Here is a 23,931-nt window from a genome sequence, read left to right on the forward strand (position 1 = left end):
AACAGGGCGGGCATTATACGCCCATTTTCTGCTCAGACCAGCTTTTTCACCAGCGCTTCGCTATGGCGAATGCGCTCCGGCGCCCGCTCCAGATCCTGCTGCACCAGCCCCATAAACAGCAGGTCGGTGAGCATCATTTGCGCGCTGGTGGAAGAGATGGCCGCGCTGCGCGTCGCCTGCTCTTCGGCGATGGTGTACAGGCAGTGGGTCGCCTGCTGCTGCAGGGCGTTAGGGCTAAAGCCGGTGATCGCCAGGATCCTGGAGCCCACGCGCAGCGCTTCACCGGCCGCCATATTGATCTCCCGACGCTCGCCGGAGTAAGAGATCGCCAGCAGCAGATCGTCGCTGGACATGGCCTGCACCGTCGCCAGCAGGGCGTGCATATCCTGCTCCGAAACAGCATTAACGCCGATCTTCATCAGCTTCCAGCTAAAGTTACGCGCCACCAGGCCGGACACGCCAATCCCGGTGACGATCACCCGCCGGGCGTTGCGCAGCAGCGTGACGGCTTCCCGCAGCGTCGCTTCAGTGTTGACGTCCAGCGAGGCATGCATGGCGGCGACATTGTCTTTAATGAGTTTCTCGCCCACCAGACGCAGCGGGTCGTCACCGCGAATGTGGTTATGTACCGGAACGGAGTGCGGATCCGGGCTGCTGGCCAGCGCTTCACTCAGCGCCAGCTTCAGCGCCGGAAAGCCTTTGAACCCCAGTTTCTGGGCAAATTTAACCACGCTGGACTGACTCACACCGGCTTCCACCGCCAGCTGCTGCGAGCTGAGGTGCCGGGTGTCATCGGGTTGGCTCAGAATAAAATCGGCCAACTTTTTGTCGCTCGCCGCCAGGGTGGGATAGCGCTGACGAATACGCGTTAAACAGTTCATTGGAGCTCCGCTGGAGCCGTCCGGCTCGTGTCTGACAGAATTTTTATTCGATTATAAGGGGTATACCACGAATTAAAAATTCATAAGCCACAATTTTTCCTTCGCCTGCTAATTTAATTCTTCCTTAACGGCAGGGATGTTTTCCCTCTTCTTGGCATAAGACTGTTAAGCTTACCCTAACGAGAAGCGAATCCTGAGAGAAGGAGGCAGTTTGCAGCACAGTGAACGGAGAGTGGTGTTTTTCGATCTGGACGGAACCTTGCATCAACAGGATATGTTCGGCAGTTTTCTGCGCTACCTGCTGCGCCATCTGCCGCTGAACCTGCTGCTGGTGGTGGCGATGGGGCCGGCGATCCTTGCCGGGCTGGCGGTGTGCGGGCGGGCGGCGCGCTGGCCGATGAGCCTGCTGCTGTGGGCGTCAACCTTTGGCCGTCGCGAGGCGGTACTGAAGCGGCTGGAAGCGGAGTTTGTCGGCTGGTTTCGTCATCATGTGACGGCGTTTCCGGTGGTTCATGCGCGGCTGACGGCCTACCTGACCAGTACCGATGCCGACGTCTGGTTGATCACCGGCTCGCCGCAGTCGCTGGTGGAACAGGTCTATCGCGATACCCTCTGGCTGCCGCGGGTGAATCTGATAGCCAGCCGCACCGCGCGCCGCTGGGGCGGCTGGGTATTGACCCTGCGCTGCCTGGGCCATGAAAAGGTGGTGCAGCTGGAGAAAAAGATTGGCGCTCCGCTGCAGCTGTATAGCGGCTATAGCGATAGCGAGCAGGATAACCCATTGCTCGGCTTTTGCCAGCATCGCTGGCGGGTCACCCCGCAGGGAGAGCTGCAGCAACTGGAGTAATAGTGTGTAATTGATAGCTCCCATGTATAATGCGCCCCGCTTTTTCTGCTGGAGTGGCCGCTGTGTCTGACCTCGAACTCAATGATGAATACTGGATGCGTCATGCCCTGACGCTGGCGAAGCGCGCCTGGGAAGAGGGCGAGGTGCCGGTGGGCGCGGTGCTGGTGCATAACAATCAGGTCATTGGCGAGGGCTGGAACCGGCCGATAGGCCGTCACGACCCCACCGCCCATGCGGAAATTATGGCCTTACGCCAGGGCGGGCTGGTGCTGCAAAACTATCGCCTGATCGACGCCACGCTGTACGTGACCCTCGAGCCCTGCGTGATGTGCGCGGGCGCGATGGTGCACAGCCGTATCGCCCGCCTGGTGTTTGGCGCCAGGGATGCCAAGACCGGCGCCGCCGGCTCGCTGATGGATGTTCTGCACCACCCGGGAATGAACCATCGGGTCGAGATTAGCGAAGGCGTGCTGGCGGGATCCTGCTCTGCCATGCTGAGCGACTTCTTCCGCTGGCGGCGGGAAGAGAAAAAAGCGCTGAAGAAAGCCCGGGAGCAGAACGGGGAAAGTTAATACAGGTGGCCGGGGAGTTTCATCCGGGCATTATCCATCTGTTTATCGGCGCGAAACTTGAAAAAGGGCAGGGTGGTCTCCTGCGGCTGTTCGAGCTCATTGGGGAGCACCGCCGGGTAATCCTCCGCCAGGGCCAGCGTTTGCTGCTGCTGGCGCTCCTTTTCTGACAAATAGCCGACAAGGCTTATCTGATATTTGCGGATGTTTTCCACATAGGCGTAGGCCTCATGGCCGCGGGCATAGCCGTATTTAAGTTTGCTGTAATAGGGTTTCTGGCTCAGCAGGGGTAAACGCAGCTTAACGTCTGCCCAGCTGTTGGGATTGCCTTTCTGTTTGCGGGTGAGCGCCATGGCGTCCAGCATATGGGCATAGCCCATATTGTAAGCGGCCAGCGCAAACCAGATGCGTTCATCTTTCGGGATCGAATCCGGCACTTTATCCATCATATCCTGGAGATAGCGCATACCGCCGTCGATACTCTGCGCCGCATCGGTCCGGTCAGTCAGCCCCAGACTCTGCGCCGTATTACGCGTAAGCATCATCATGCCGCGCACGCCGGTAGGCGAGGTGGCCTGCGGATCCCAGTGGGATTCCTGCCAGGCGATGGCGGCCAGCAGGCGCCAGTCGATCTCGCGGGCGTACTTTTCAAACAGCGGCTGCACCTCCGGAAGAATGTTTTCCACCGCGCGCAGGAAGGTGCGGGTATCGACATAATCGAAATCGTTGCCGTGGCCGAGGTACTTCTCTTCCAGGCGCGCCAGGGTGCCGTCTTCATTAATATTGTTGAAGAAATCAAGCATCGCCGCCGACAGCGAATTATCGTCGTCCCGGGCGCTGAACCAGGTGACCGGCTGTTCGTCGGTGATATCGAGGGCTACCGCCAGCTCCGGATGGACGCGCTGGAACAGGCTGACGGCCACCGAGTCGGCGATGGTGTAATCGAGTTTGCCGTCAATCACCGCCTGCATCAGCGCGGTGGTGCCGCGCTTTTCGTCCACGCGCCAGGCAAGATCCGGGTATTTCTCCGCTTTCAGTACCTGCAGGTCGTTGATCGCCACGTGACCCGGGGCGATGGCGAGCTGCTCGGCGGTCAGCGCCGCGAGGCTGCGCGGCCGGGTATTGCCGACGCGATAGACCAGCTGTTGGGAAACGGAGTAGTAGCCAGGGCCGGCCTGGTAGTTTTTCACCCGCTCCTGGTTATAGACCAGCCCGGCGGCCAGCATATCGGCCTGACCGTCGTCGAGGTCGTCAAACAGCTGGCTGATGTTCTGGCGGACGGTTATCTTAAGCGTCACGCCGAGGTAGTCGGCAAACTGCTTCGCCAGTTCGTAGTCCAGGCCGAAGGTTTTATTGTTCATGGTGGCGAAGGTCATCGGCGAGTTGATGGTGCTGATGCGTAGCTCGCCGCGAGCGATAATGCCCGCCACCCGGTTCTCCGGTTTACCGGACCAGGGGATCGACGGCCACAGGGCAGCCGCCAGCAAAAGGGTGACAATGCCGATGAGCAGATAATTAATCTTTAATTTTTTCAGCGCGTTAATCTTCTGCAGCTTCAGGTTCCTCAGCAGGCGATGTCCGGAAAAAACGCAAGGTTGTCGTCGAATGAGCGGCATTCTGCTTAAGAATGCGCCAGTTGGCAACTTATTCGCGATGGACGTCACATTTATTGATAAACAGCATCAATGATTTTATTTCTACGCAAACGGTTTCGTCGGGGCGCAGGATTCACTATAATGACGCCCGTTTCCCCCCTGGCTCACCCTGAAAGCTTCGAAGACGAGAGACTTATGATGGAAATTTTGCGTGGTTCACCTGCACTGTCGGCATTCCGTATTAATAAACTGCTGGCACGATTTCAGGCGGCCAACCTTCCGGTAAGCGCCATATATGCCGAGTATATTCATTTTGCCGATCTGAACGCCCCGCTGAGCGCTGACGATCGCGAGCGCCTGGCGCGACTGCTTAAGTATGGCCCGAGCTTAAACAGCCATACCCCGACCGGTAAATTACTGCTCGTGACCCCTCGCCCTGGCACCATCTCTCCCTGGTCTTCTAAAGCTACCGATATCGCCCATAACTGCGGCCTGGCTCAGGTTGTGCGTCTGGAGCGCGGCGTGGCGTATTATGTTGAAGCCTCGACCCTGACCGAAGCGCAGTGGGCCGCGGTGGCGGCGGAACTGCACGACCGCATGATGGAGAGCGTCTTCGACGCGCTGGAAGCGGGCGAAAAGCTGTTCGCACACCATCAGCCGACGCCGGTGACCAGCGTTGACCTGTTGGGCGAAGGGCGTCAGGCGCTGATTGACGCCAACCTCCGTTTGGGGCTGGCGCTGGCAGATGACGAAATTGACTACCTGCAGGACGCCTTTACCCGTCTGGGACGCAATCCGAACGATATCGAGCTGTATATGTTCGCCCAGGCGAACTCAGAGCACTGTCGTCACAAAATTTTCAACGCCGACTGGATCATCGACGGCGAACAGCAGCCGAAGTCGCTGTTCAAAATGATCAAAAACACCTTCGAAAAAACGCCGGACTACGTCCTGTCGGCCTATAAAGACAACGCCGCGGTGATGGAAGGGGCTGAAGTGGGGCGCTATTTTGCCGACCACCAGACCGGACGCTATGACTTCCATCAGGAGCCGGCGCACATTCTGATGAAGGTGGAAACCCATAACCACCCGACGGCCATCTCCCCATGGCCGGGCGCGGCAACCGGCTCCGGCGGCGAAATCCGCGATGAAGGCGCCACCGGCCGCGGCGCGAAGCCGAAAGCGGGCCTGGTGGGCTTCTCGGTTTCCAACCTGCGCATCCCGGGCTTCGAACAGCCGTGGGAAGAAGATTTCGGCAAGCCGGATCGCATCGTCACCGCCCTGGACATCATGACCGAAGGCCCGCTGGGCGGCGCGGCGTTTAACAACGAATTTGGTCGCCCGGCGCTGAACGGCTACTTCCGCACCTATGAAGAGAAAGTCACCAGCCATAACGGTGAAGAGCTGCGCGGCTACCACAAACCAATCATGCTGGCCGGCGGTATCGGCAACATCCGCGGCGAGCACGTGCAGAAGGGCGAGATTACCGTCGGCGCGAAGCTGATCGTGCTGGGCGGTCCGGCGATGAACATCGGCCTCGGCGGCGGCGCGGCGTCTTCCATGGCCTCCGGCCAGTCGGATGCCGACCTCGATTTCGCCTCCGTCCAGCGTGACAACCCGGAAATGGAGCGTCGCTGTCAGGAAGTGATCGACCGCTGCTGGCAGCTGGGCGACGCCAACCCGATCCTGTTTATCCACGACGTCGGCGCCGGCGGTCTCTCCAACGCCATGCCGGAGCTGGTCAGCGACGGCGGCCGCGGCGGTAAATTCCAGCTGCGCGATATCCTGAGCGATGAGCCAGGCATGAGCCCGCTGGAGATCTGGTGTAACGAATCGCAGGAACGTTATGTCCTGGCGGTCGCCCCGGAGCAACTGCCGCTGTTCGACGAGCTGTGCCGCCGCGAGCGCGCGCCTTATGCGGTTATCGGCGAAGCCACCGCCGAGCAGCACCTGAGCCTGAGCGACAGCCACTTTAACGATCAGCCGATCGATCTGCCGCTGGACGTCCTGCTTGGCAAAACGCCGAAAATGACCCGCGACGTGCAGACCCTGAAAGCCCAGGGCAGCGCGCTGGATCGCCAACCGATTACCATCGCCGATGCGGTTAATCGCGTTCTGCACCTGCCGACGGTGGCCGAGAAAACCTTCCTCGTGACCATCGGCGACCGCACCGTGACCGGCATGGTCGCCCGCGACCAGATGGTCGGCCCGTGGCAGATCCCGGTGGCCAACTGCGCGGTCACCACCGCCAGCCTCGACAGCTACTACGGCGAAGCGATGGCGATGGGCGAGCGCGCCCCGGTTGCTCTGCTGGACTTCGCCGCCTCCGGCCGTTTGGCGGTTGGCGAAGCGCTGACCAATATCGCCGCCACGCAGATTGGCGAGCTGAACCGCGTGAAGCTGTCGGCTAACTGGATGGCCGCCGCCGGCCACCCGGGCGAAGACGCGGGTCTGTATGAGGCGGTGAAAGCGGTGGGCGAAGAGCTGTGCCCGGCGCTGGGCCTGACCATTCCGGTCGGCAAAGACTCAATGTCGATGAAAACCCGCTGGCAGGAAGGCAGCGAGCAGCGTGAGATGACCTCTCCGCTGTCGCTGGTGATCTCCGCCTTCGCCCGTGTCGAAGATGTTCGTCATACCGTCACGCCGCAGCTCTCGACGGAAGATAACGCCCTGCTGCTGATCGACCTCGGTAAAGGGCACAACGCGCTGGGCGCGACGGCGTTGGCGCAGGTCTATCGCCAGCTCGGCGACAAGCCGGCTGACGTGCGCGATGTCGCGCAGCTGAAAGGCTTCTGGGATGCGATGCAGGCCCTGGTGGCGCAGCGTAAACTGCTGGCCTACCACGACCGCTCCGACGGCGGCCTGCTGGTTACTCTGGCGGAAATGGCCTTTACCGGCCACTGTGGACTGGAAGCGGATATCGCCGCGCTGGGCGACGACCGTCTGGCGGCGCTGTTCAACGAAGAGCTGGGGGCGGTGATTCAGGTCCGCGCCGCAGACCGTGAGGCAGTGGAAGCCATTCTGGCGGTTAACGGCCTGGCGGACTGCGTGCATTACCTCGGTAAAGCGGTCGAGGGCGATCGCTTCGTGCTGACCGCCAGCGGTCAGACGGTGTTTAGCGAAAGCCGCACCACCCTGCGCATGTGGTGGGCGGAAACCACCTGGCAGATGCAGCGTCTGCGTGACAACCCGGCCTGCGCCGATCAGGAGCACGAGGCGAAAGCCAACGACGCCGATCCGGGCCTTAATGTGAAGCTCTCGTTTGATATTAATGACGACGTCGCCGCGCCGTACATTGCCACCGGCGCGCGTCCGAAAGTGGCCGTCCTGCGCGAGCAGGGGGTGAACTCTCACGTTGAAATGGCGGCAGCCTTCCATCGCGCCGGCTTTGACGCCATCGACGTGCATATGAGCGACCTGCTGGCGGGCCGCACCGGTCTGGGCGATTTCCATGCCCTGGTGGCCTGCGGCGGCTTCTCCTACGGCGACGTGCTGGGGGCAGGCGAAGGCTGGGCGAAGTCGATTCTGTTCAACGAGCGCGTGCGCGATGAGTTCGCGACCTTCTTCCATCGTCCGCAGACCCTGGCGCTCGGCGTGTGCAACGGCTGTCAGATGATGTCCAACCTGCGCGAGCTGATCCCGGGCAGCGACCTGTGGCCGCGCTTTGTGCGCAACCAGTCTGACCGCTTTGAAGCGCGCTTCAGCCTGGTGGAAGTGACGCAAAGCCCGTCTCTGCTGCTGGAAGGCATGGTTGGCTCACAGATGCCGATTGCGGTCTCCCACGGCGAAGGGCAGGTGGAAGTGCGCGACAGCGCGCATCTGGCCCAGCTGGAGAGCAAAGGTCTGGTGGCGCTGCGCTTCGTGGATAACTTCGGCAAAGTGACCGAAACCTATCCGGCGAACCCGAACGGTTCCCCGAACGGTATCACCGCGGTGACCAGCGAAAGCGGGCGCGCGACCATCATGATGCCGCACCCGGAACGCGTCTTCCGCACCGTAAGCAACTCCTGGCACCCGGAAAACTGGGGCGAAGACAGCCCGTGGATGCGTATCTTCCGCAACGCGCGTAAACAGCTGGGTTAATCTTCCCGAAGCGTGCCACGCGAACGTATCAGCCCCCTGCTCAGGCAGGGGGCTTTTTTTATCTGTGACGGCCGGCACGCCAGGGTGTCGGGAATCACCGACAACTGGCATATTGCAGTGTCGTCAAAAGGAGACACTTAAGTTATTGATTTAAATGATGAGTAAACTGGGGCATATTTAGTGTCGCTAATAGGCGACATCATGGATAAAAAGTATACAGCGCTGGAATGGTTGGATTTTATGGTGAAAGTCATATATATCAACGTGTTAATAAAATGTTTTGAAAGATGGCATAGTTCATGCATAATATTAACCAGTGGCTCATTCACCTTCTTATGTCAGCCCCTTCGGGACGCGCTACATAAACTTCGAATGACGCACAAACAGGTGCCTGCCGTCCAACTCCTGATAACAGCCTGGCTTTATCAGACATCGGGCGAAACGTCGAGTAAGGCACCGCCTCATTTCTCAACAAAGCCAGGCCTTGCGCCTGGCTTTGTTGTTTCTGCGGCGCCGTGGCGACGGGTATCGCTTTTCTCCGCCGCGCTCCTCAGTTAGCATCGACCAGAGCTAATGATTGAGACCACACCCTTGAAGCGACTCTCTCTTTTTCCCCGTTCGCTGCGTCAGCTGGTGACGCTCTCATTTGTGCTGATCCTGCTGCCGTTGCTGGTGCTGGCCTGGCAGGCCTGGCAGAGCCTCAATGCCCTCAGCGCCCAGGCGGCGCATATCAACCGCACTACGCTGGTCGATGCCCGCCGCAGCGAGGCGATGATCAATGCCGCGCTGGAGATGGAGCGCAGCTATCGCCAGTACTGCGTGCTGGACGATCCGACGCTGGCGCGCGTCTATCAAAACCAGCGGCAGCGCTACAGCCAGATGCTGGACGCGCACGCCGGCGTGCTGCCGGACGAGAAGCTCTGGCAGGCGCTGCGCCAGGATGTCAGCGATCTGGCACAGCTGCAGTGTAACAACAGCGGCCCCGACGCCCAGGCAGCCGCCAGACTGGAAGTGTTCGCCAGTAATAACAGCGACATGGTCCAGGCGACCCGGGCGGTGGTCTATTCCCGCGGCCAGCAGCTGCAGCAGGAGATTGCCGAGCGCGGCCAGTTTTTCGGCTGGCAGGCGCTGGTGCTGTTTCTGCTGAGCCTGGCGCTGGTGCTGCTTTTTACCCGCATGATCATCGGCCCGGTGAAAGGCATCGAAAGAATGATCAACCAGCTGGGGGCTGGGAAATCGCTGGACGACGCGGCATTGTTTACCGGCCCGCGCGAGCTGCGCTCGGTGGGCAAGCGCATTATCTGGCTCAGCGAGCGCCTGGCATGGCTGGAGTCGCAGCGGCATCAGTTTCTTCGCCATCTGTCGCATGAGCTGAAAACCCCGCTGGCCAGTATGCGTGAAGGCACCGAGCTGTTGGCCGACCGTGTCGCCGGGCCGCTGACGCCGGAGCAGCAGGAGATCGTCGAGATCCTCGACAGCAGCAGCCGCAACCTGCAAAAGCTGATTGAACAGCTGCTGGACTACAACCGCAAACAGGCCGACGGCCCGGTAGCCCGGGAAGAAGTGGACCTGGTGGAGCTGGTGGAAAACGTCGTGGCGGCGCACAGTTTGCCCGCGCGGGCTAAACTGATGCATACCGAGCTGGCGCTGCGGGCGCGGCATTGTCTGGCAGAGCCTGCGCTATTGATAAGCGTAATGGATAATCTCTACTCCAATGCGGTGCACTATGGCGCTGAATCCGGTAACATTCGTATCCATAGCTACCGGCACGGAGAGCAGGTGCGTATTGATGTCGCCAACAGCGGCGAACCAATCCCGGCCGCGGAAAAGAATATGATTTTTGAGCCTTTTTACCAGGGGAGTCACCAGCGTAAAGGGGCCGTGAAAGGCAGTGGGCTGGGGTTAAGCATCGCCCGCGACTGCGTCCGTCAGATGCAAGGGGAGCTCAGTCTGGTTGACGCCCCCGCCGGGCAGGTCTGTTTTCGCATTACGCTTCCCTCAGCGCCGGATTAATCCAACTAATGAATCGATATCGGGGAACTATGTCCCAATTCCTGGCCTGGCGCCGTTCCCTTAGCGGATGGCTGCTCTCAGGCATTGCTTGTCTGACGCTGGCGGGGTGTTCCGCCGGCTTCTCGCCGCATAGTGCGGAAGGTGCCGCCGCCCCCGGGCAGGCGCAGCATCAGGTGGCCGATTTTGTCGCGGTGGACTGCGCCGATATCTGGGCGCACAGCAGCGATGCCAGCGACAAAAACCCCCTCTACTGGCTGCGGGGCATTGACTGCGCCGATCGTCTCGCGCCGGCGCAGGCGCGAGCGGAGGCGAAACGCCATACCGACGACAGCTGGCAGGACGCGTTCCGCCGCGGCATTCTGCTTGCCGATGCCAAAATTACCCCTGACGAGCGCCGCGAGCTGGTGGCGCGTCTCGACACCTTCAGCCCGCAAATCGCCGTTCAGGTCCGCCCGCTGTATCAGCTCTGGCGCGACGGGCAGACCCGTCAGCTGCAGCTGGTGGAGGAGCGAGCCCGCTACGCGAAGCTTCAGCAGTCCAGCGATAGCGAGCTGGAGACGTTGCGCCAGCAGGAGCAGTCGCTGCGCGAACAGCTGGAGCTGACCACCCGTAAGCTGGAGAATCTGACGGATATTGAACGCCAGCTCTCCAGCCGCAAGCCGGGCGGCAATTTCGGCAGCGAAAAAGTGCCGGAGGTGATCCATGACGATCCGTAAACCGGCGCGTTTGCTGCTGGTGGATGACGATCCGGGGCTGCTGAAGCTGCTGGGCATGCGCTTGGTCAGCGAAGGCTATAGCGTGGTCACCGCCGAGAGCGGCCCGGAAGCGCTGCGCGTGCTGGGGCGTGAGAAGGTGGATCTGGTGATTAGCGATCTGCGGATGGATGAAATGGACGGTCTGCAGCTGTTCAGTGAGATCCAGAAGGGGCAGCCCGGCATGCCGGTGATCATTCTCACCGCCCATGGCTCGATCCCCGACGCGGTGGCGGCCACCCAGCAGGGCGTCTTCAGCTTCCTGACTAAGCCGGTTGATAAAGACGCCTTGTATCAAGCCATTGATGAGGCGCTGGAGCAGCGCTCGCCAGCCACCGACGAAGCCTGGCGTCAGGCCATTGTCACCCGCAGCCCGCTGATGCTGCGCCTGCTCGAGCAGGCCGGGATGGTGGCGCAATCCGACGTTAGCGTGCTGATTAACGGCCAGAGCGGGACCGGGAAGGAGATAGTCGCCCAGGCGATCCACAACGCCAGCCCGCGTCATGACAAGCCGTTCGTGGCGATTAACTGCGGCGCGCTGCCGGAACAGCTGCTCGAGTCCGAACTGTTCGGCCATGCGCGGGGCGCCTTTACCGGCGCGGTCAGCAACCGCGAAGGGTTATTCCAGGCCGCCGAAGGCGGTACGCTGTTTCTCGATGAGATTGGCGATATGCCGGTCGCCCTGCAGGTGAAGCTGCTGCGCGTCCTGCAGGAGCGTAAGGTACGCCCGCTCGGCAGCAACCGCGATATCGAGATCAACGTGCGGATCATCTCCGCCACCCACCGCGACCTGCCGAAGGCGATGGCCCGCGGCGAGTTTCGCGAAGATCTGTTCTATCGCCTCAATGTGGTTAACCTGAAGATCCCGCCGCTCTCCGAACGCACGGAAGATATTCCGCTGTTGGCCAACCATCTGCTGCGTCAGTCCGCCGATCGCCATAAGCCGTTCGTACGGGCGTTTTCCAGCGATGCGATGAAGCGGCTGATGGCCGCCAACTGGCCGGGCAATGTGCGCCAGCTGGTGAACGTGATAGAGCAGTGCGTGGCCCTGACCTCGTCGCCGGTGATCGGCGATGCGCTGGTGGAGCAGGCGCTGGAGGGCGAGAACACCGCCCTGCCGACCTTCGTGGAGGCGCGCAATCAGTTTGAGCTGAACTACCTGCGCAAGCTGCTGCAGATTACCAGGGGCAACGTCACCCATGCCGCGCGGATGGCTGGACGCAACCGCACTGAATTCTATAAGCTGCTGTCGCGCCATGAGCTCGACGCCAACGACTTTAAAGAGTAGCTCCGCAACATAGCGCAAGTTATGATACGGTAAGCAACCGGTTACGCGACTAAGACAGGAACACCATGAAAAAGATTGATGCGATTATTAAACCTTTCAAACTGGATGACGTGCGTGAAGCGCTGGCCGAAGTCGGCATCACCGGGATGACGGTAACGGAAGTGAAAGGCTTTGGCCGCCAGAAAGGGCACACCGAACTCTACCGCGGCGCGGAGTATATGGTGGATTTTCTGCCGAAAGTGAAAATTGAAATCGTGGTGACCGACGATATCGTCGATACCTGTGTGGATACCATCATCCGTACCGCGCAGACCGGCAAAATCGGTGACGGTAAAATCTTTGTCTTTGATGTCGCGCGCGTGATTCGTATCCGTACCGGCGAAGAAGACGACGCGGCGATTTAACGCTCGCCGCTCGCTGCAGTATTGCCGGGTGGCGCTGCGCTTACCCGGCCTACAAATCCCCGCGTCGTCGGGGCTTACAGCACCTTATGCGGCCCGAAGCATTCGTAATGAATGTTGTCTTTATTCACCCCCTGCGCCACCAGCTGCTGCGCCGCATACTGCATAAAGGCCACCGGGCCGCAGAGATAGAACTGCATCTGCGGGTCGCGAAGGGTTTCCGCCACCGCCGCTAAATCCATCAAACCTTCGCTATCAAAACGTCCTGCCTGACGGTCGGCCTCGCTCGGGTTGCGATACCAGACGTGAGCGGTAAACGCCGGCAGCGCCGCGCCGAGCGCCTGCACTTCATCCGCAAAGGCATGGACTTCGCCATTTTCCGCCGCATGGAACCAGTTCACCTGACCCTGATGGCGGCTCTTCGCCAGCGCATCCAGCATCGCCAGCATCGGCGTTTGCCCGACGCCGCCGGAGAGCAGAGTGACCGGCGTCTGCGGTTCAACGTTAAGGAAGAAGTCCCCGGCCGGCGCCGCCAGATAGACCACATCGCCTTCGCTGGCATGGTTATGCAGCCAGCTGGAAACCTGGCCGCCTTCTTCGCGTTTAACCGCGATGCGGTAGCCCTTGCCGTCCGCTTTGCGGGTCAGGGAGTACTGGCGAATTTCCTGATATTCGAAATCTTCCGGCTTCAGCCAGATGGCCAGATACTGGCCAGGCTGGTAATCGGCGACCGGCTGGCCGTCGACCGGCTCGAGCTCAAAGCTGGTGATAAGCTGGCTGCGCGGGGTTTTCTTCACGATGCGGAACGCGCGGGTCCCTTCCCAGCCGCCGGTTTTACTGGCGTTTTGCTGATAGATCTCGGCTTCGCGGCCGATAAAGACGTTCGCCAGCACGCCGTAAGCTTTCCCCCAGGCATCAAGGACTTCCTGACCCGGGCTGAACATTTCATCGAGGGTCGCCAGCAGATGGCTGCCCACGATGTTGTACTGCTCCGGTTTGATCTGGAAACTGGTGTGTTTCTGGGCGATTTTTTCCACCGCCGGCAGCAGGGCGGGCAGGTTATCGATATTGCTGGCATAGGCGGCAATGGCGTTGAACAACGCTTCTCGCTGGTCGCCGTTGCGCTGGTTGCTCATATTGAAGATCTCTTTGAGCTCCGGGTTATGCGCAAACATACGATCGTAGAAATGGGCGGTTAATTTTGGTCCAGTCTCTACCAGCAGGGGGATGGTGGCTTTGACCGTAGCGATGGTTTGAGCGTCGAGCATAGCGTGCTTCCTTGTGTGTTACCTTAATGATGTATTTTAAATGCATCTTAAGGAAATAACCCTGCGTTGTAAATGGTTCTTTAACACTTTCCGTCGTTGCAGTTACAACATGAAGAATTTGCATCACAATCCTGAAAAGAAATCCGTTGATACTGAGAGAGGCGTTATTGCTCAAAGCCTTGTGTCATGCGGAGCCAAACGTTTGCGTAAATTCCTTTGTCAAGACCTGTTATCACAGAATGATTCGGTTATACTGTGGGCCGTTGTCCAATCGGACCGCCTTTTTAGGCCGAAATTTTATTGTTAGCTGAGTCAGGAGATGCGGATGTTAAAGCGTGAAATGAACATTGCCGATTATGATGCCGAACTGTGGCAGGCTATGGAGCAGGAAAAAGTACGTCAGGAAGAGCACATCGAACTGATCGCCTCCGAAAACTACACCAGTCCGCGCGTGATGCAGGCGCAGGGCTCTCAGCTGACCAACAAATATGCTGAAGGATATCCGGGCAAGCGTTACTACGGCGGCTGCGAATATGTCGACGTGGTTGAGCAGCTGGCTATCGACCGCGCGAAAGAGCTGTTCGGCGCTGACTATGCTAACGTCCAGCCGCACTCCGGCTCCCAGGCTAACTTTGCCGTCTACACCGCGCTGCTGCAGCCGGGCGATACCGTGCTGGGGATGAACCTGGCGCAGGGCGGCCACCTGACTCACGGCTCTCCGGTTAACTTCTCCGGCAAACTGTACAACATCATCCCTTACGGTATTGATGAGTCCGGCAAAATTGACTATGACGACATGGCGAAGCAGGCTCAGGAACATAAACCGAAGATGATCATCGGTGGTTTCTCCGCTTACTCCGGTATCGTTGACTGGGCAAAAATGCGTGAAATCGCTGACAGCATCGGCGCATACCTGTTTGTCGATATGGCGCACGTGGCAGGCCTGATTGCCGCTGGCGTGTATCCGAACCCGGTTCCGCATGCTCACGTCGTGACCACCACCACCCACAAAACCCTGGCGGGTCCGCGCGGCGGCCTGATCCTGGCGAAAGGCGGTAGCGAAGAGCTGTACAAGAAACTGAACTCTGCGGTATTCCCAAGCGCGCAGGGCGGCCCGCTGATGCACGTTATCGCAGCGAAAGCGGTGGCGCTGAAAGAAGCGATGGAGCCAGAGTTTAAAGTTTACCAGCAGCAGGTTGCGAAAAACGCCAAAGCAATGGTGGAAGTGTTCCTGAACCGCGGCTACAAAGTGGTGTCTGGCGGTACTGAGAACCATCTGTTCCTGCTGGACCTGGTGGATAAAAACCTGACCGGTAAAGAAGCTGACGCTGCCCTGGGCCGCGCCAACATCACCGTCAACAAAAACAGCGTGCCGAACGATCCGAAGAGCCCGTTCGTAACCTCCGGTATCCGTATCGGCTCTCCGGCGGTGACTCGCCGCGGCTTTAAAGAAGCGGAAGTCAAAGAGCTGGCTGGCTGGATGTGTGATGTGCTGGACAATATCAATGACGACGCGGTCATTGAGCGCGTGAAAGGCAAAGTCCTGGATATCTGCGCCCGCTTCCCGGTTTATGCGTAAGCGATAGCGTTGAAATCAAAAAGGCCGCGTTTGCGGCCTTTTTTGCGTCTGGGGATTAGCGGCGGTCGAGCGAAATCGCTCCGGGCCCGGTTACCGCCAGCAGCAGGAAAGCGCCGGCGATGCTGACGTTTTTCCAGAAGTTAATCATGTTCGGCAATACCGCATCGCCAGTCATATCCCAGTAGTGATGGCCAATCACCGCGGTGCCCAGGGTGTAGAAGATAAAGATGACCGCCAGCGGGCGGGTGAAAAAGCCCAGCACAATTAAAATGGCGGCAGGCACTTCCATAATGACGGCGATAATCGCCGCCAGGGTCGGCATCGGCGCGCCGGAGGCGGCCATGTACTGCACCGTACCGTCAAAGCCCAGCAGTTTGGGGTAGCCAAAAAGAATAAACAGAACTACCACGGCGATGCGGGCGATAAGCAGTAGCAGAGAGCGGGATGCGCCAAAATCAAAATAGCGGAGTGTGTTCATAATCAGCTCGTTATGAGAGAAGTGTCCTTTAAACGTAATACACGTTTTTGCTTCCCGCCACGTTAGTTCTGGCAACATCCCCGGTCCGCTGAACAGCGAAATTACCGCGTTTTTAACGGGACGCTTTCATCGCATAGCGTTTCGGCGTTCACCGCTTGACCACTCTGGATGAGCTTGCGCAGCGTGCGGATCTCGCGACCGTGATTGAGGGTGACCGCGCCGGTTAACACGCCGTCACGCAGCTGGAACCAGATCGCTTTGCGATCGGCGGGCGCTCCCCGACACCACCACTTTTCGCCCTGCATATCGCCAATAAACTGCAGGTTATCTTCGTACTGATCGGTCCAGAACCAGCCTGGCGCCCTGGCGGGGCGTGGTTTGCCAAGCATGGCCGCAGCGGCAATCTGCGCCTGGATATTGGCATTTTCCCAGCTCTCGACGCGCGACAGCGAACCATCTGATTGCCGCGTCAGCGTGACGTCGCCGGCGGCAAAAATAGCCGGGTCCGAGGTCCTGCCGTCGGCATCCACGACGATGCCTTTGTCGGTCTCCAGCCCGGCGCGGCGCGCGAGAGCATCGTTAGCCACGATGCCAATGCCATATACGACCGTCCCGGCGCGCAGGGTTTCGCCACTCTGTAAAGTGAGGTTGAGGTGGGTTCCCTGTTTCGCCTGTTCGATGGCGCTGTTCAACAGCACCCGTACCCCGGCCTGGCGATGGCGGGCCAGCAGGTAATCGCGGACCGGCGGCGGGGCGTTGCGACCCATCACCGTCGACGCCTGCTCCACCACCGTGACGCGACAGCCGCGCTGAATTGCGCTGGCGGCCAACTCCAGGCCGATGGTGCCTGCGCCGACGATAACCACCTCGCTCCCTGGCTGCAGCGCCGCGCGCAGACGCGCAGCATCGCCGGCGTGTCGCAGGGTCTGGCAACGTTCCCCCAGCGCGTCGAGCAGCGGCAGCGGCCTGGCGGCGGCTCCGGTCGCCAGCAGCAGTTGTCGCCAGTGAAAGACGCGATTGTCTGCCAGCGTCAGGCTCTGCGCCTGACGATCGATATCGCGCAGCGTCACACCGAGATGCAGCTGGACGTTGTTGTCCTGCCACCAGCTGGCGGGGAGCACCGGCTGTCGCTGCGGATCTGCATCCAGCAGCATCGCTTTCGACAGCGGCGGGCGCTCATAGGGTAAATGGGGTTCATCAGAAAACAGGTGCAGGGGACCCTGGTAACCCTGCTGGCGGAGGGCCGCAGCGGCCATCGCCCCGGCCTGTCCACCGCCGATAATGGCAATCATCGGTTCGCTCATCATCACTCCTTAAAGGTTTAGTCCGGCGGCGACATGGCGGATCCCGCGGATCCCCAGCCCGCCATCGGCATTAATCATCACCCCGCTCAGCGTCCGATTATTACGTCGGGAAGCCAGCATGACGTACGGGCCGGTGAAATCGACCGGTTCGGGGAAAAACTGCAGTGGCAGGATGGCGGCGATCTTCTCCGCCGTCAGGGAGTGCATTATCGTGGTGTCGCTTTGCCCCAGCGCCTGCGGGCCGCGCAGATCGGTCGCCATCCCGCAGGGGCCAACGCCGTTGACCCGCACCTTCGGCGCCAGCTCGTAGGCCAGCTGGCGAATTAAGCCGGTCGCCGCATGTTTGCTGGCGGTGTAGAGCGGGCCGCCGCCGCCCGGATACCAGGCCGCGTTGGAGAGGGTCAGAATAATGCTGCCTTCGCTGGCGATTAATGCCGGGGCGCAGGCCTTGGCGCCGAGCAGATAGCCCAGCACGTTGACGTTGAACAGCTCATGGAAGCCATTCTCCAGCGCCTCCGTCGGGGTGTCCATCAGGGAGGCGTTATGATCCCAGATGCCGGCGTTGCCGATAAAACAGTCCAGACGGCCAAAGGTGGTGAGGATCTGATCCACTGCGCGCTGATAATCACCGTAGCGGGTTACGCTGCCTTCCACCGCCAGCACCCGATCGCCAAAGCGCTGGCGCAGGCTGGCGACTTTCGCGCCGGACAGTTCGAGGGTCGCGACCTTCGCCCCCTCGTCAATAAAGCGCTCAATCAGCGCCAGACCCAGGCCGGAACCGCCGCCGGTAATCAACACCACGTTATCGCGTAAATCGCTCATCAGGCCTCCTCAGGAATATCAATAAACACCTCACCGCCTTCCACGTGCACGGTATAGGTGGTCAGCGGCTCGGTGGCGGGCAGACACAGCGCTTTGCCGGTTTTCAGGCAGAAACTGGCGGCGTGTAGTGGACATTCCACCGTCGCGTCGTCTTCCAGGTAGCCTTCGGACATCGACGCGTTGCCATGGCTGCAGCGATCGTTAACGGCATAAAACGCTCCGCCAATATGGAACAGGGCAATAACGGGAGAGGTCTCCAGGCGGAGGGCTTCCCCCTCCGGCAGCTCCACGGTGGAGCAGGCGAATATTCGATTCATCAGAAGAGTACGCTCAGGTTGTGGGACGCGATCACTGCCTGATCGAGCACGATCTCTCGTGCCGTCAGGCGCCACTCGCCGCCAGGCAGACGGCGGACGGTGTCCCTCCGCGTGCCGACGTAGCAGGTCTCGTCACGCTCCTTTTGCGCGCGATATAGCAGATAGTTAAGGCGCACGGCGAAGCGATCCGGTTGTCCGGTTTCGCTGATCTGCAGGTTGCTAATCAGATGGCGGGTGCGGGATGGCGGCTCCTCTGCCCATGCCATGCCGGTCTCCAGGCGAGCAATCCGGCGCTCAAGCTGGTCTTTGTTGTCATTAAAGATCCAGGTGGTCGGCGGCTGGACCCCTTTGCGACGGTCGCGGGTCTGGGCGTTGACGGTCGTGCGCATGGTGTAGCGGATCTCGTCGTCCAGCTGCGTCAGCCAGTCGCGAAACTGCCAGTCGTCCAGCAGACGCGCCTCTTCGTAGAGGAACTGGCTGATGCGGTAGTGCAGTTCAGCAGAGACTAAGGCGCTCATTTCATCACCTCCTGCTGGTAAGCGGCGGTTTTTTCCTGCACTTCCTGCCACGTTTCGCTGCTTAACAGATCGGCCCAGCGCTGGTACATACCGCGGGCGGCAGTTTCGGAAAAGATATAGTTGGTTATCCCCGGAATGCCGTCTGTGCGGCGTTTTTCCTCGCCTAATCCCATCTCCAGGCACAGGCTGGTGTGACGCGCCCGGTGTCCTTTCAGCAGTTTTTGAATTTCACACCAGTTTTCCGAGTCATCCTGCTCGAGGAAACCAGCCGGACCAAAGGCGCGCGTGGCGCTGTTTTCGAACGCCGCTTTGACCTCATCGGAGGCGGCTTTATCGGTGAGACAGAATGCCCAGACCTCAACCCGATCCGGTCCTCGCGGGTGCCAGACGCGCAGCGTGGCGGTACCGTTTAGCCACGAGAGGGTCGGGAAGATGTTATTGTGACCTGCGAGGCGCAGGGCGCGGACGGTGCCCAGCCGCTGCTCGGCTTCGGCAAAGGTATCGCGGTAATAGCGGGAGACCTCGCCGTCGACCCAGACGTTAGCGTCCGGCTGTTCGGTGAAGAAAAAGCCGCTGCCGTGCCCCTCCTGACCAAACTGCAGCGCGTCTTTGGCAGTCTCCCACACCGGGCGGGCGGTCTGTCCTTCGCCCAGGCGCTTTTCACTGCCATCATCTTTCGCGCCCAGCACCTGCACCGCCGAGGCGTGGCTGAACAGCGCGTGATACTGATCGCTGGCGAACTGCTCGGCAGGGAATTTCCAGTTGCAGTCGATGGTCCACTTCTGTACGCCGCCAACGATCTCGGTCCCGCCTTCACGACGGTCGAGGACGCCGTCAAGATACCAGGCCATATCGCCCAGATAGTCACGCAGCGTGGGGGCTGTAGGATCCCAGTTGGCGAAAATAAGGCCTTTGTAACTTTCCACACACGGGACTTCATTGAGCCCCCAGTGGGACTTGCACAGCCCCTGCGGGTAGGCGCGCGGCTCGAGCGGGACGTCGATCAGCTCGCCGTCGATGCCATAAGACCAGCCGTGATAGGGGCAGGTGAAGGCTCGGGTATTGCCGCAGTCGGCGTAGCTCACGCGCATCGCGCGGTGACGACATTGATTTAAAAAGGCTTTAATGCTGCCGTCCTTTTGGCGGACCACCACCACGGCATCTTCACCCATGTACGTGTTAAAGAAATCCCCTGCCCGCGGGATCTGGCTTTCATGGGCCAGAAACAGCCAGCAGCGGCCAAAGATCCGCTCCAGCTCAAGCTGATAGATCTCAGGGTCGGTATAGATCCGTGGGGTGACGCGACCGTTTTGCGGGTCGACCAGTTGGTAGACATCGGTTTTCATTTTGATGGTCATTTTTTTCATCCTGTGGGGTAAGAGGTATTGACCTTCTCTTTTTTGTGTCATCCTTATGTTGCTTGTGGGTTATCAATGTGTGAAATAGTTAATTTCTACCAGCTGAGATGTTTTATCGATAACAAGGAGGGGTTGATGGAATTGAGGCACCTGCGCTATTTCGTCGCGGTGGCGCAGGAACTAAACTTCACCCGCGCGGCAGAAAAACTGCATACCTCGCAGCCTTCGCTGAGCAGTCAAATTCGCGATCTGGAACAGTGCGTCGGCGTGTCGTTGCTTGAGCGCGACAAACGCAAGGTGACGCTGACGGCGGCGGGGGAGTGTTTTCTGCAGGATGCGAAGGCGATACTCGACCAGGCAGAGAGTGCCAAAATGCGCGCGCGAAAAATCGTCCAGCACGATAACCACCTGGCGATTGGTTTTGTGCCGTCGGCCGAAGTCAATTTGCTGCCCGGCGTTCTGCCCTTGTTTCGCCGCAAACAACCGAATACCCGGGTTGAGCTGGTCAGTCTTATCACCACCGAGCAGGAAGATAAAATTCGCAGCGGTGAACTGGATATCGGACTGATGCGCCACCCGATCTACAGTCCGGAAATTGACTATCTTGAGTTGCTCCACGAACCGCTGGTGGTGGTGCTGCCGGTAGATCATCCGCTGGCGAAAGCAGAGAAGGTGAGCGCCAGCCAGCTGGACGGTGTTGATTTTGTCAGCACTGACCCGGCGTACTCTGGGGCGCTGGCGCCGATCGTCCAGGCGTGGTTCGAACAGCAAAAAAGCCAGCCGCGTATTGTCCAGGTGGCGACCAATATTCTGGTGACCATGAATCTGGTGGGGATGGGGCTCGGGGTGACTTTGATACCCGGTTATATGAATCATTTTAATACTGGCCGGGTGGTTTTTCGTCCTATCGCCGGCAATGCCCCGACCATTGCGCTGCTGATGGCATGGAAAAAAGGCACCATCAAGCCGGCGCTGGCCGATTTTATCGCCACGGCCAGAGAGCATGCGGCTGCAGGATAATCTCCTGTCTGTAGCGGACCGCTGACGGGCGGCGGCGCCTGAACGTCGGTCGTGAGCTGTGATGAACTTCACGATTTTAACGCAAACTTTCAGGGTTATGTCTGTCAGCCTGTCTGGCCTGTCATCCTACGCCATGGCTACCTCCAACGCCTCGGGCACTGCGTTTCAGCCGCGGTATCCGCCGGAATGCCATCTTTTCCGCCAGGGGCGTCGCCCGGAGAACGAGGCACCATGGTGAATAAACCGCCTTTTTCCGCTTTCTGCCTGACTTGCGTCCGCCGGGGTTTATCGCCAGACTGTCGCCACCATTCGGGAGGAAATCATGGTCTTGCACTCCACGCGCTGGCTGGCGCTCAGTTACTTCACCTACTTTTTTAGCTACGGTATTTTTCTGCCCTTCTGGAGCGTCTGGCTGGCCGGCAACGGACTGACCCCGGAAACCATCGGCATCTTGCTCGGCGCCGGTCTGGTAGCCCGTTTTCTCGGCAGCCTGCTGATCGCCCCGCGGGTGAGCGACCCCTCCCGGCTGATCGCCGCGCTGCGCGTGCTGGCGCTGTTAACCTTGCTCTTCGCGCTGGCCTTCTGGGCCGGCAGCCACGTCGCATGGCTGCTGGCGATCATTGTGGGCTTCAACCTGTTCTTTTCGCCGCTGGTGCCGCTGACGGATGCCCTGGCCAATACCTGGCAAAAGCAAATCACCATGGACTATGGCCGGGTGCGGCTATGGGGCTCCATCGCCTTTGTGATTGGATCGGCGCTGACCGGCAAGCTGGTGAGCCTGTTTGATTACCGGGCGATCCTGCTGATGCTCAGCCTGGGCGTCGCCTCGATGCTGCTCGGCATGCTGCTGAAACCGTCGGTGATGCCCGAGGGGGCGTCGCGCCAGCAGCAGGGGGCCGGGCTGGCGGCCTGGCTGACGCTGGTGCGCCAGAGCTGGCGCTTTCTCGCCTGCGTTTGCCTGCTGCAGGGGGCGCACGCCGCCTACTACGGCTTTAGCGCCATTTACTGGCAGCAGGCAGGCTATTCGGCCTCGGCGGTGGGCTATTTGTGGTCGCTAGGCGTGGTGGCGGAAGTGGTGATCTTCGCGCTGAGTAAAAAGGTGTTCCGCCGCTTCAGCGCGCGGGATCTGCTGCTGCTCTCTGCCCTGTGCGGGCTGGTCCGCTGGACGCTGATGGGCTGGACCACGGCGCTGCCGGGGCTTATCCTCGCGCAGATCCTTCACTGCGGCACCTTTACGGTGTGTCATCTGGCGGCGATGCGCTATATCGCCGCCCGCCAGGGCAGCGAAGTGATCCGCCTGCAGGCCGTCTACTCCGCGGTGGCGATGGGCGGCAGTATTGCCATCATGACCGTCTTCGCCGGCTTCCTCTACCAGCACCTGCACCAGGGCGTGTTCTGGGTGATGGCGCTGCTGACCATCCCGGCGCTGGCTATCCGGCCAAAAACGGTGGCGGCCTAGTCTTCGAGCATCGCGCAGATATGCTGCTGCTGGCGTTCAGTGAAGCAGTTCTCCGCGTGGATCAGCGGCGGTGAAAACAGCGGCAGCGCCGTCGCATAGGGGGTGACGATAAGCGTCACCCCTTTGGGCGCCCCCTCTTTCTGAAAGCGCTCTACGCTCTGGTATTTGATGTTCAGCGGCAGCAGCGTCAGTTCGCGCAACTGCTGCTCCAGGGCCGCCTCCATATCCGGATTATCATCGGTCAGCAGCAGGACCTGCTTCTCATGCAGGTCGCTTTTCTGCATCAGCCAGGCGCCAAAGATCACCGCGATTAAGCCGGTCTCTTCCTCATTAAAACGGACGTGCCAGGCCTCCTCGAATTCGCTCAATGCCGCCTGGGTGGTGCGCAGTAAGCGAGGATAGAGCCGGCTCACTTCCTCTGTGAGCGTGTTATCGATGCCGATAGCAAACACGCTGCGGATCAACGCCTGCGACAAGTGAATATAAAGCTGATCGCTCAGCCCCTGCTCGTCACTGAACGACCTGCCGGCGAGCATCTGGAAGCGGTGGATCAGGCCGGAAATAGCCAGCCGCAGGCGTCGATCCTGCGGGTGACCATCGCGAAGCGGATCGGGGGTTTTGAGCATCATAAACAGCAGCGAGAGGAAAAAAGGCTCTCCGACATGCGGCGTCGCGCCGACCCGACGCTGCCAGTGGCGGACAATCTCCTGCGCCAGCGTGAACTCGGCGGCGGTCTGCGCCCAGCGTTGCTGTTCATCATTGAAGTCGGGTGAATATCCCCGGTGATGCTCAAGCAGACAGTACTGCAGGTACAGGCGCAGAAACTGAACGTCCCGGCAGTCGAACTGGCGATTGAGCGCTCGCGCGCAGCGGTTCACCAGCGCCTGCAGGTTAGTATCATCGTACAGGGTACGGGCGATGCCTTCCTGTTTAAGCTGCGTTTTCAGCGCCGGGGTAAAATGATGGTTAACGAACTGCGGGCACAGGCGCAGGCCCCGCCGCAGCGCATGCAGCAGGCATAAACGTTGGTCGAGCGCGGCGCCTTCAATCCGATAGCTGCCGTCCACCTGTGACCGAAGGGTCAGGCGGTGGTAACGCTGAATTTCGCGTCCGGTCTCCTCAATATCCTGCCGGGCCGTGGTCTCATCAACGAGGTTGATTCTGCCAAGCCGTTCAGTCGTTACCGACTGTCCGGGCAGATAAAACATCAGGAGCACCTGGCTACGGCGCTGTGGACTGGAAAGCGCAGATGGTGGTTCAATGACGGTCATCATCTGGTAAGTTCCAGTTAGGGTTTCCGCTAAGAATAGACAATGACAGCGGCGGGGGCAGGGAAGTGCGCCCGCTTTAGCTCAGGATTGCTGGCGAAGTTCACAGAA

Annotated in this window: 20 protein-coding genes; 10 read left to right on the forward strand and 10 right to left on the reverse strand. The window is 60.0% G+C overall.

Annotated elements, in window-relative coordinates:
- Positions 1–32 precede the first annotated feature (32 nt).
- The gene (locus ABLV54_RS21275) at positions 33–881 is read right to left on the reverse strand and encodes a MurR/RpiR family transcriptional regulator (protein ID WP_348814222.1); all 849 of its coding nucleotides are present in this window, start codon (positions 879–881) and stop codon (positions 33–35) included.
- A 211-nt stretch (positions 882–1,092) separates the two neighbouring features.
- Here ABLV54_RS21275 and yfhb point away from each other — a divergent pair, with 211 nt between their 5' ends.
- Together yfhb and tadA are read left to right on the forward strand one after the other, a co-directional pair.
- Complete coding sequence (gene yfhb, locus ABLV54_RS21280; protein WP_017900418.1) at positions 1,093–1,728, forward strand: phosphatidylglycerophosphatase C; 636 nt, start codon at positions 1,093–1,095, stop codon at positions 1,726–1,728.
- Positions 1,729–1,790: 62 nt separating this feature from the next.
- Positions 1,791–2,300: a tRNA adenosine(34) deaminase TadA gene (gene tadA / locus ABLV54_RS21285; protein WP_023290663.1), complete on the forward strand. Its 510-nt coding sequence runs from the start codon at positions 1,791–1,793 to the stop codon at positions 2,298–2,300.
- Here tadA and mltF read toward each other — a convergent pair.
- Positions 2,297–3,913 (reverse strand): membrane-bound lytic murein transglycosylase MltF, encoded by a 1,617-nt coding sequence (gene mltF, locus ABLV54_RS21290; RefSeq protein ID WP_032453733.1) that lies wholly within the window; start codon positions 3,911–3,913, stop codon positions 2,297–2,299. The two genes, tadA and mltF, sit on opposite strands and share 4 nt — an antisense overlap.
- Before the next feature lie 174 nt (positions 3,914–4,087).
- Here mltF and purL point away from each other — a divergent pair, with 174 nt between their 5' ends.
- The 5 genes from purL to glnB all read left to right on the forward strand — a co-directional run bounded on the left by purL (position 4,088) and on the right by glnB (position 12,432).
- Positions 4,088–7,975, forward strand: a complete 3,888-nt coding sequence (gene purL / locus ABLV54_RS21295; protein WP_101881295.1) for a phosphoribosylformylglycinamidine synthase — start codon at positions 4,088–4,090, stop codon at positions 7,973–7,975.
- Positions 7,976–8,566: 591 nt separating this feature from the next.
- Positions 8,567–9,988 carry a HAMP domain-containing sensor histidine kinase gene (locus ABLV54_RS21300; RefSeq protein ID WP_101881296.1) on the forward strand — a complete coding sequence of 474 codons (1,422 nt, stop codon included), beginning with the start codon at positions 8,567–8,569 and terminating at the stop codon, positions 9,986–9,988.
- Between the two features lie 29 nt (positions 9,989–10,017).
- The gene (qseG, locus tag ABLV54_RS21305; protein ID WP_049013880.1) at positions 10,018–10,704 is read left to right on the forward strand and encodes a two-component system QseEF-associated lipoprotein QseG; all 687 of its coding nucleotides are present in this window, start codon (positions 10,018–10,020) and stop codon (positions 10,702–10,704) included.
- Positions 10,691–12,028, forward strand: coding sequence for a two-component system response regulator GlrR (glrR, locus tag ABLV54_RS21310; RefSeq protein ID WP_023290658.1), 1,338 nt, complete (start codon positions 10,691–10,693; stop codon positions 12,026–12,028). Before qseG ends, glrR begins: the two co-directional genes overlap by 14 nt.
- A 65-nt stretch (positions 12,029–12,093) precedes the next feature.
- On the forward strand, positions 12,094–12,432 hold the full coding sequence (gene glnB / locus ABLV54_RS21315; RefSeq protein ID WP_002914032.1) for a nitrogen regulatory protein P-II: 339 nt from the start codon (positions 12,094–12,096) through the stop codon (positions 12,430–12,432).
- Positions 12,433–12,506: 74 nt separating this feature from the next.
- Here glnB and hmpA read toward each other — a convergent pair whose 3' ends face one another.
- The gene (gene hmpA / locus ABLV54_RS21320) at positions 12,507–13,697 is read right to left on the reverse strand and encodes an NO-inducible flavohemoprotein (protein WP_023290657.1); all 1,191 of its coding nucleotides are present in this window, start codon (positions 13,695–13,697) and stop codon (positions 12,507–12,509) included.
- A 325-nt stretch (positions 13,698–14,022) separates the two neighbouring features.
- Here hmpA and glyA point away from each other — a divergent pair, with 325 nt between their 5' ends.
- A complete protein-coding gene (gene glyA, locus ABLV54_RS21325; RefSeq protein ID WP_002914027.1) occupies positions 14,023–15,276 on the forward strand; it encodes a serine hydroxymethyltransferase in 1,254 nt (417 codons plus the stop codon).
- A 55-nt stretch (positions 15,277–15,331) separates the two neighbouring features.
- On the opposite strand, the gene ABLV54_RS21330 is transcribed toward glyA, so the two are convergent.
- From ABLV54_RS21330 to hcaE, 6 genes are all read right to left on the reverse strand, one after another.
- Positions 15,332–15,754, reverse strand: coding sequence for a DoxX family protein (locus ABLV54_RS21330; RefSeq protein WP_023290656.1), 423 nt, complete (start codon positions 15,752–15,754; stop codon positions 15,332–15,334).
- Positions 15,755–15,855: 101 nt separating this feature from the next.
- Positions 15,856–17,058 (reverse strand): phenylpropionate dioxygenase ferredoxin reductase subunit, encoded by a 1,203-nt coding sequence (gene hcaD, locus ABLV54_RS21335; protein WP_101881298.1) that lies wholly within the window; start codon positions 17,056–17,058, stop codon positions 15,856–15,858.
- 9 nt (positions 17,059–17,067) lie between these two features.
- The gene (gene hcaB / locus ABLV54_RS21340) at positions 17,068–17,880 is read right to left on the reverse strand and encodes a 3-phenylpropionate-dihydrodiol/cinnamic acid-dihydrodiol dehydrogenase (RefSeq protein ID WP_101881299.1); all 813 of its coding nucleotides are present in this window, start codon (positions 17,878–17,880) and stop codon (positions 17,068–17,070) included.
- A complete protein-coding gene (gene hcaC / locus ABLV54_RS21345; protein WP_044524356.1) occupies positions 17,880–18,197 on the reverse strand; it encodes a 3-phenylpropionate/cinnamic acid dioxygenase ferredoxin subunit in 318 nt (105 codons plus the stop codon). The genes hcaB and hcaC overlap by 1 nt, the downstream gene beginning before the upstream one ends.
- A complete protein-coding gene (gene hcaF / locus ABLV54_RS21350) occupies positions 18,197–18,715 on the reverse strand; it encodes a 3-phenylpropionate/cinnamic acid dioxygenase subunit beta (protein ID WP_048336306.1) in 519 nt (172 codons plus the stop codon). Before hcaF ends, hcaC begins: the two co-directional genes overlap by 1 nt.
- Complete coding sequence (gene hcaE / locus ABLV54_RS21355) at positions 18,712–20,073, reverse strand: 3-phenylpropionate/cinnamic acid dioxygenase subunit alpha (RefSeq protein WP_048336305.1); 1,362 nt, start codon at positions 20,071–20,073, stop codon at positions 18,712–18,714. Before hcaE ends, hcaF begins: the two co-directional genes overlap by 4 nt.
- Before the next feature lie 135 nt (positions 20,074–20,208).
- Here hcaE and hcaR point away from each other — a divergent pair, with 135 nt between their 5' ends.
- Both hcaR and ABLV54_RS21365 read left to right on the forward strand, forming a co-directional pair.
- Positions 20,209–21,093 carry a DNA-binding transcriptional regulator HcaR gene (hcaR, locus tag ABLV54_RS21360; RefSeq protein ID WP_044524353.1) on the forward strand — a complete coding sequence of 295 codons (885 nt, stop codon included), beginning with the start codon at positions 20,209–20,211 and terminating at the stop codon, positions 21,091–21,093.
- A gap of 322 nt (positions 21,094–21,415) precedes the next feature.
- On the forward strand, positions 21,416–22,552 hold the full coding sequence (locus tag ABLV54_RS21365) for a 3-phenylpropionate MFS transporter (RefSeq protein WP_048336304.1): 1,137 nt from the start codon (positions 21,416–21,418) through the stop codon (positions 22,550–22,552).
- Here the strand turns inward: ABLV54_RS21365 and csiE are convergent.
- Positions 22,549–23,826 (reverse strand): stationary phase inducible protein CsiE, encoded by a 1,278-nt coding sequence (gene csiE, locus ABLV54_RS21370; RefSeq protein ID WP_023290648.1) that lies wholly within the window; start codon positions 23,824–23,826, stop codon positions 22,549–22,551. The genes ABLV54_RS21365 and csiE overlap by 4 nt on opposite strands.
- Between the last annotated feature and the right edge of the window lie 105 nt (positions 23,827–23,931).

The organism is Klebsiella sp. JB_Kp042 (assembly GCF_040065275.1).
Classification (GTDB): Bacteria; Pseudomonadota; Gammaproteobacteria; order Enterobacterales; family Enterobacteriaceae; genus Klebsiella; species Klebsiella quasipneumoniae.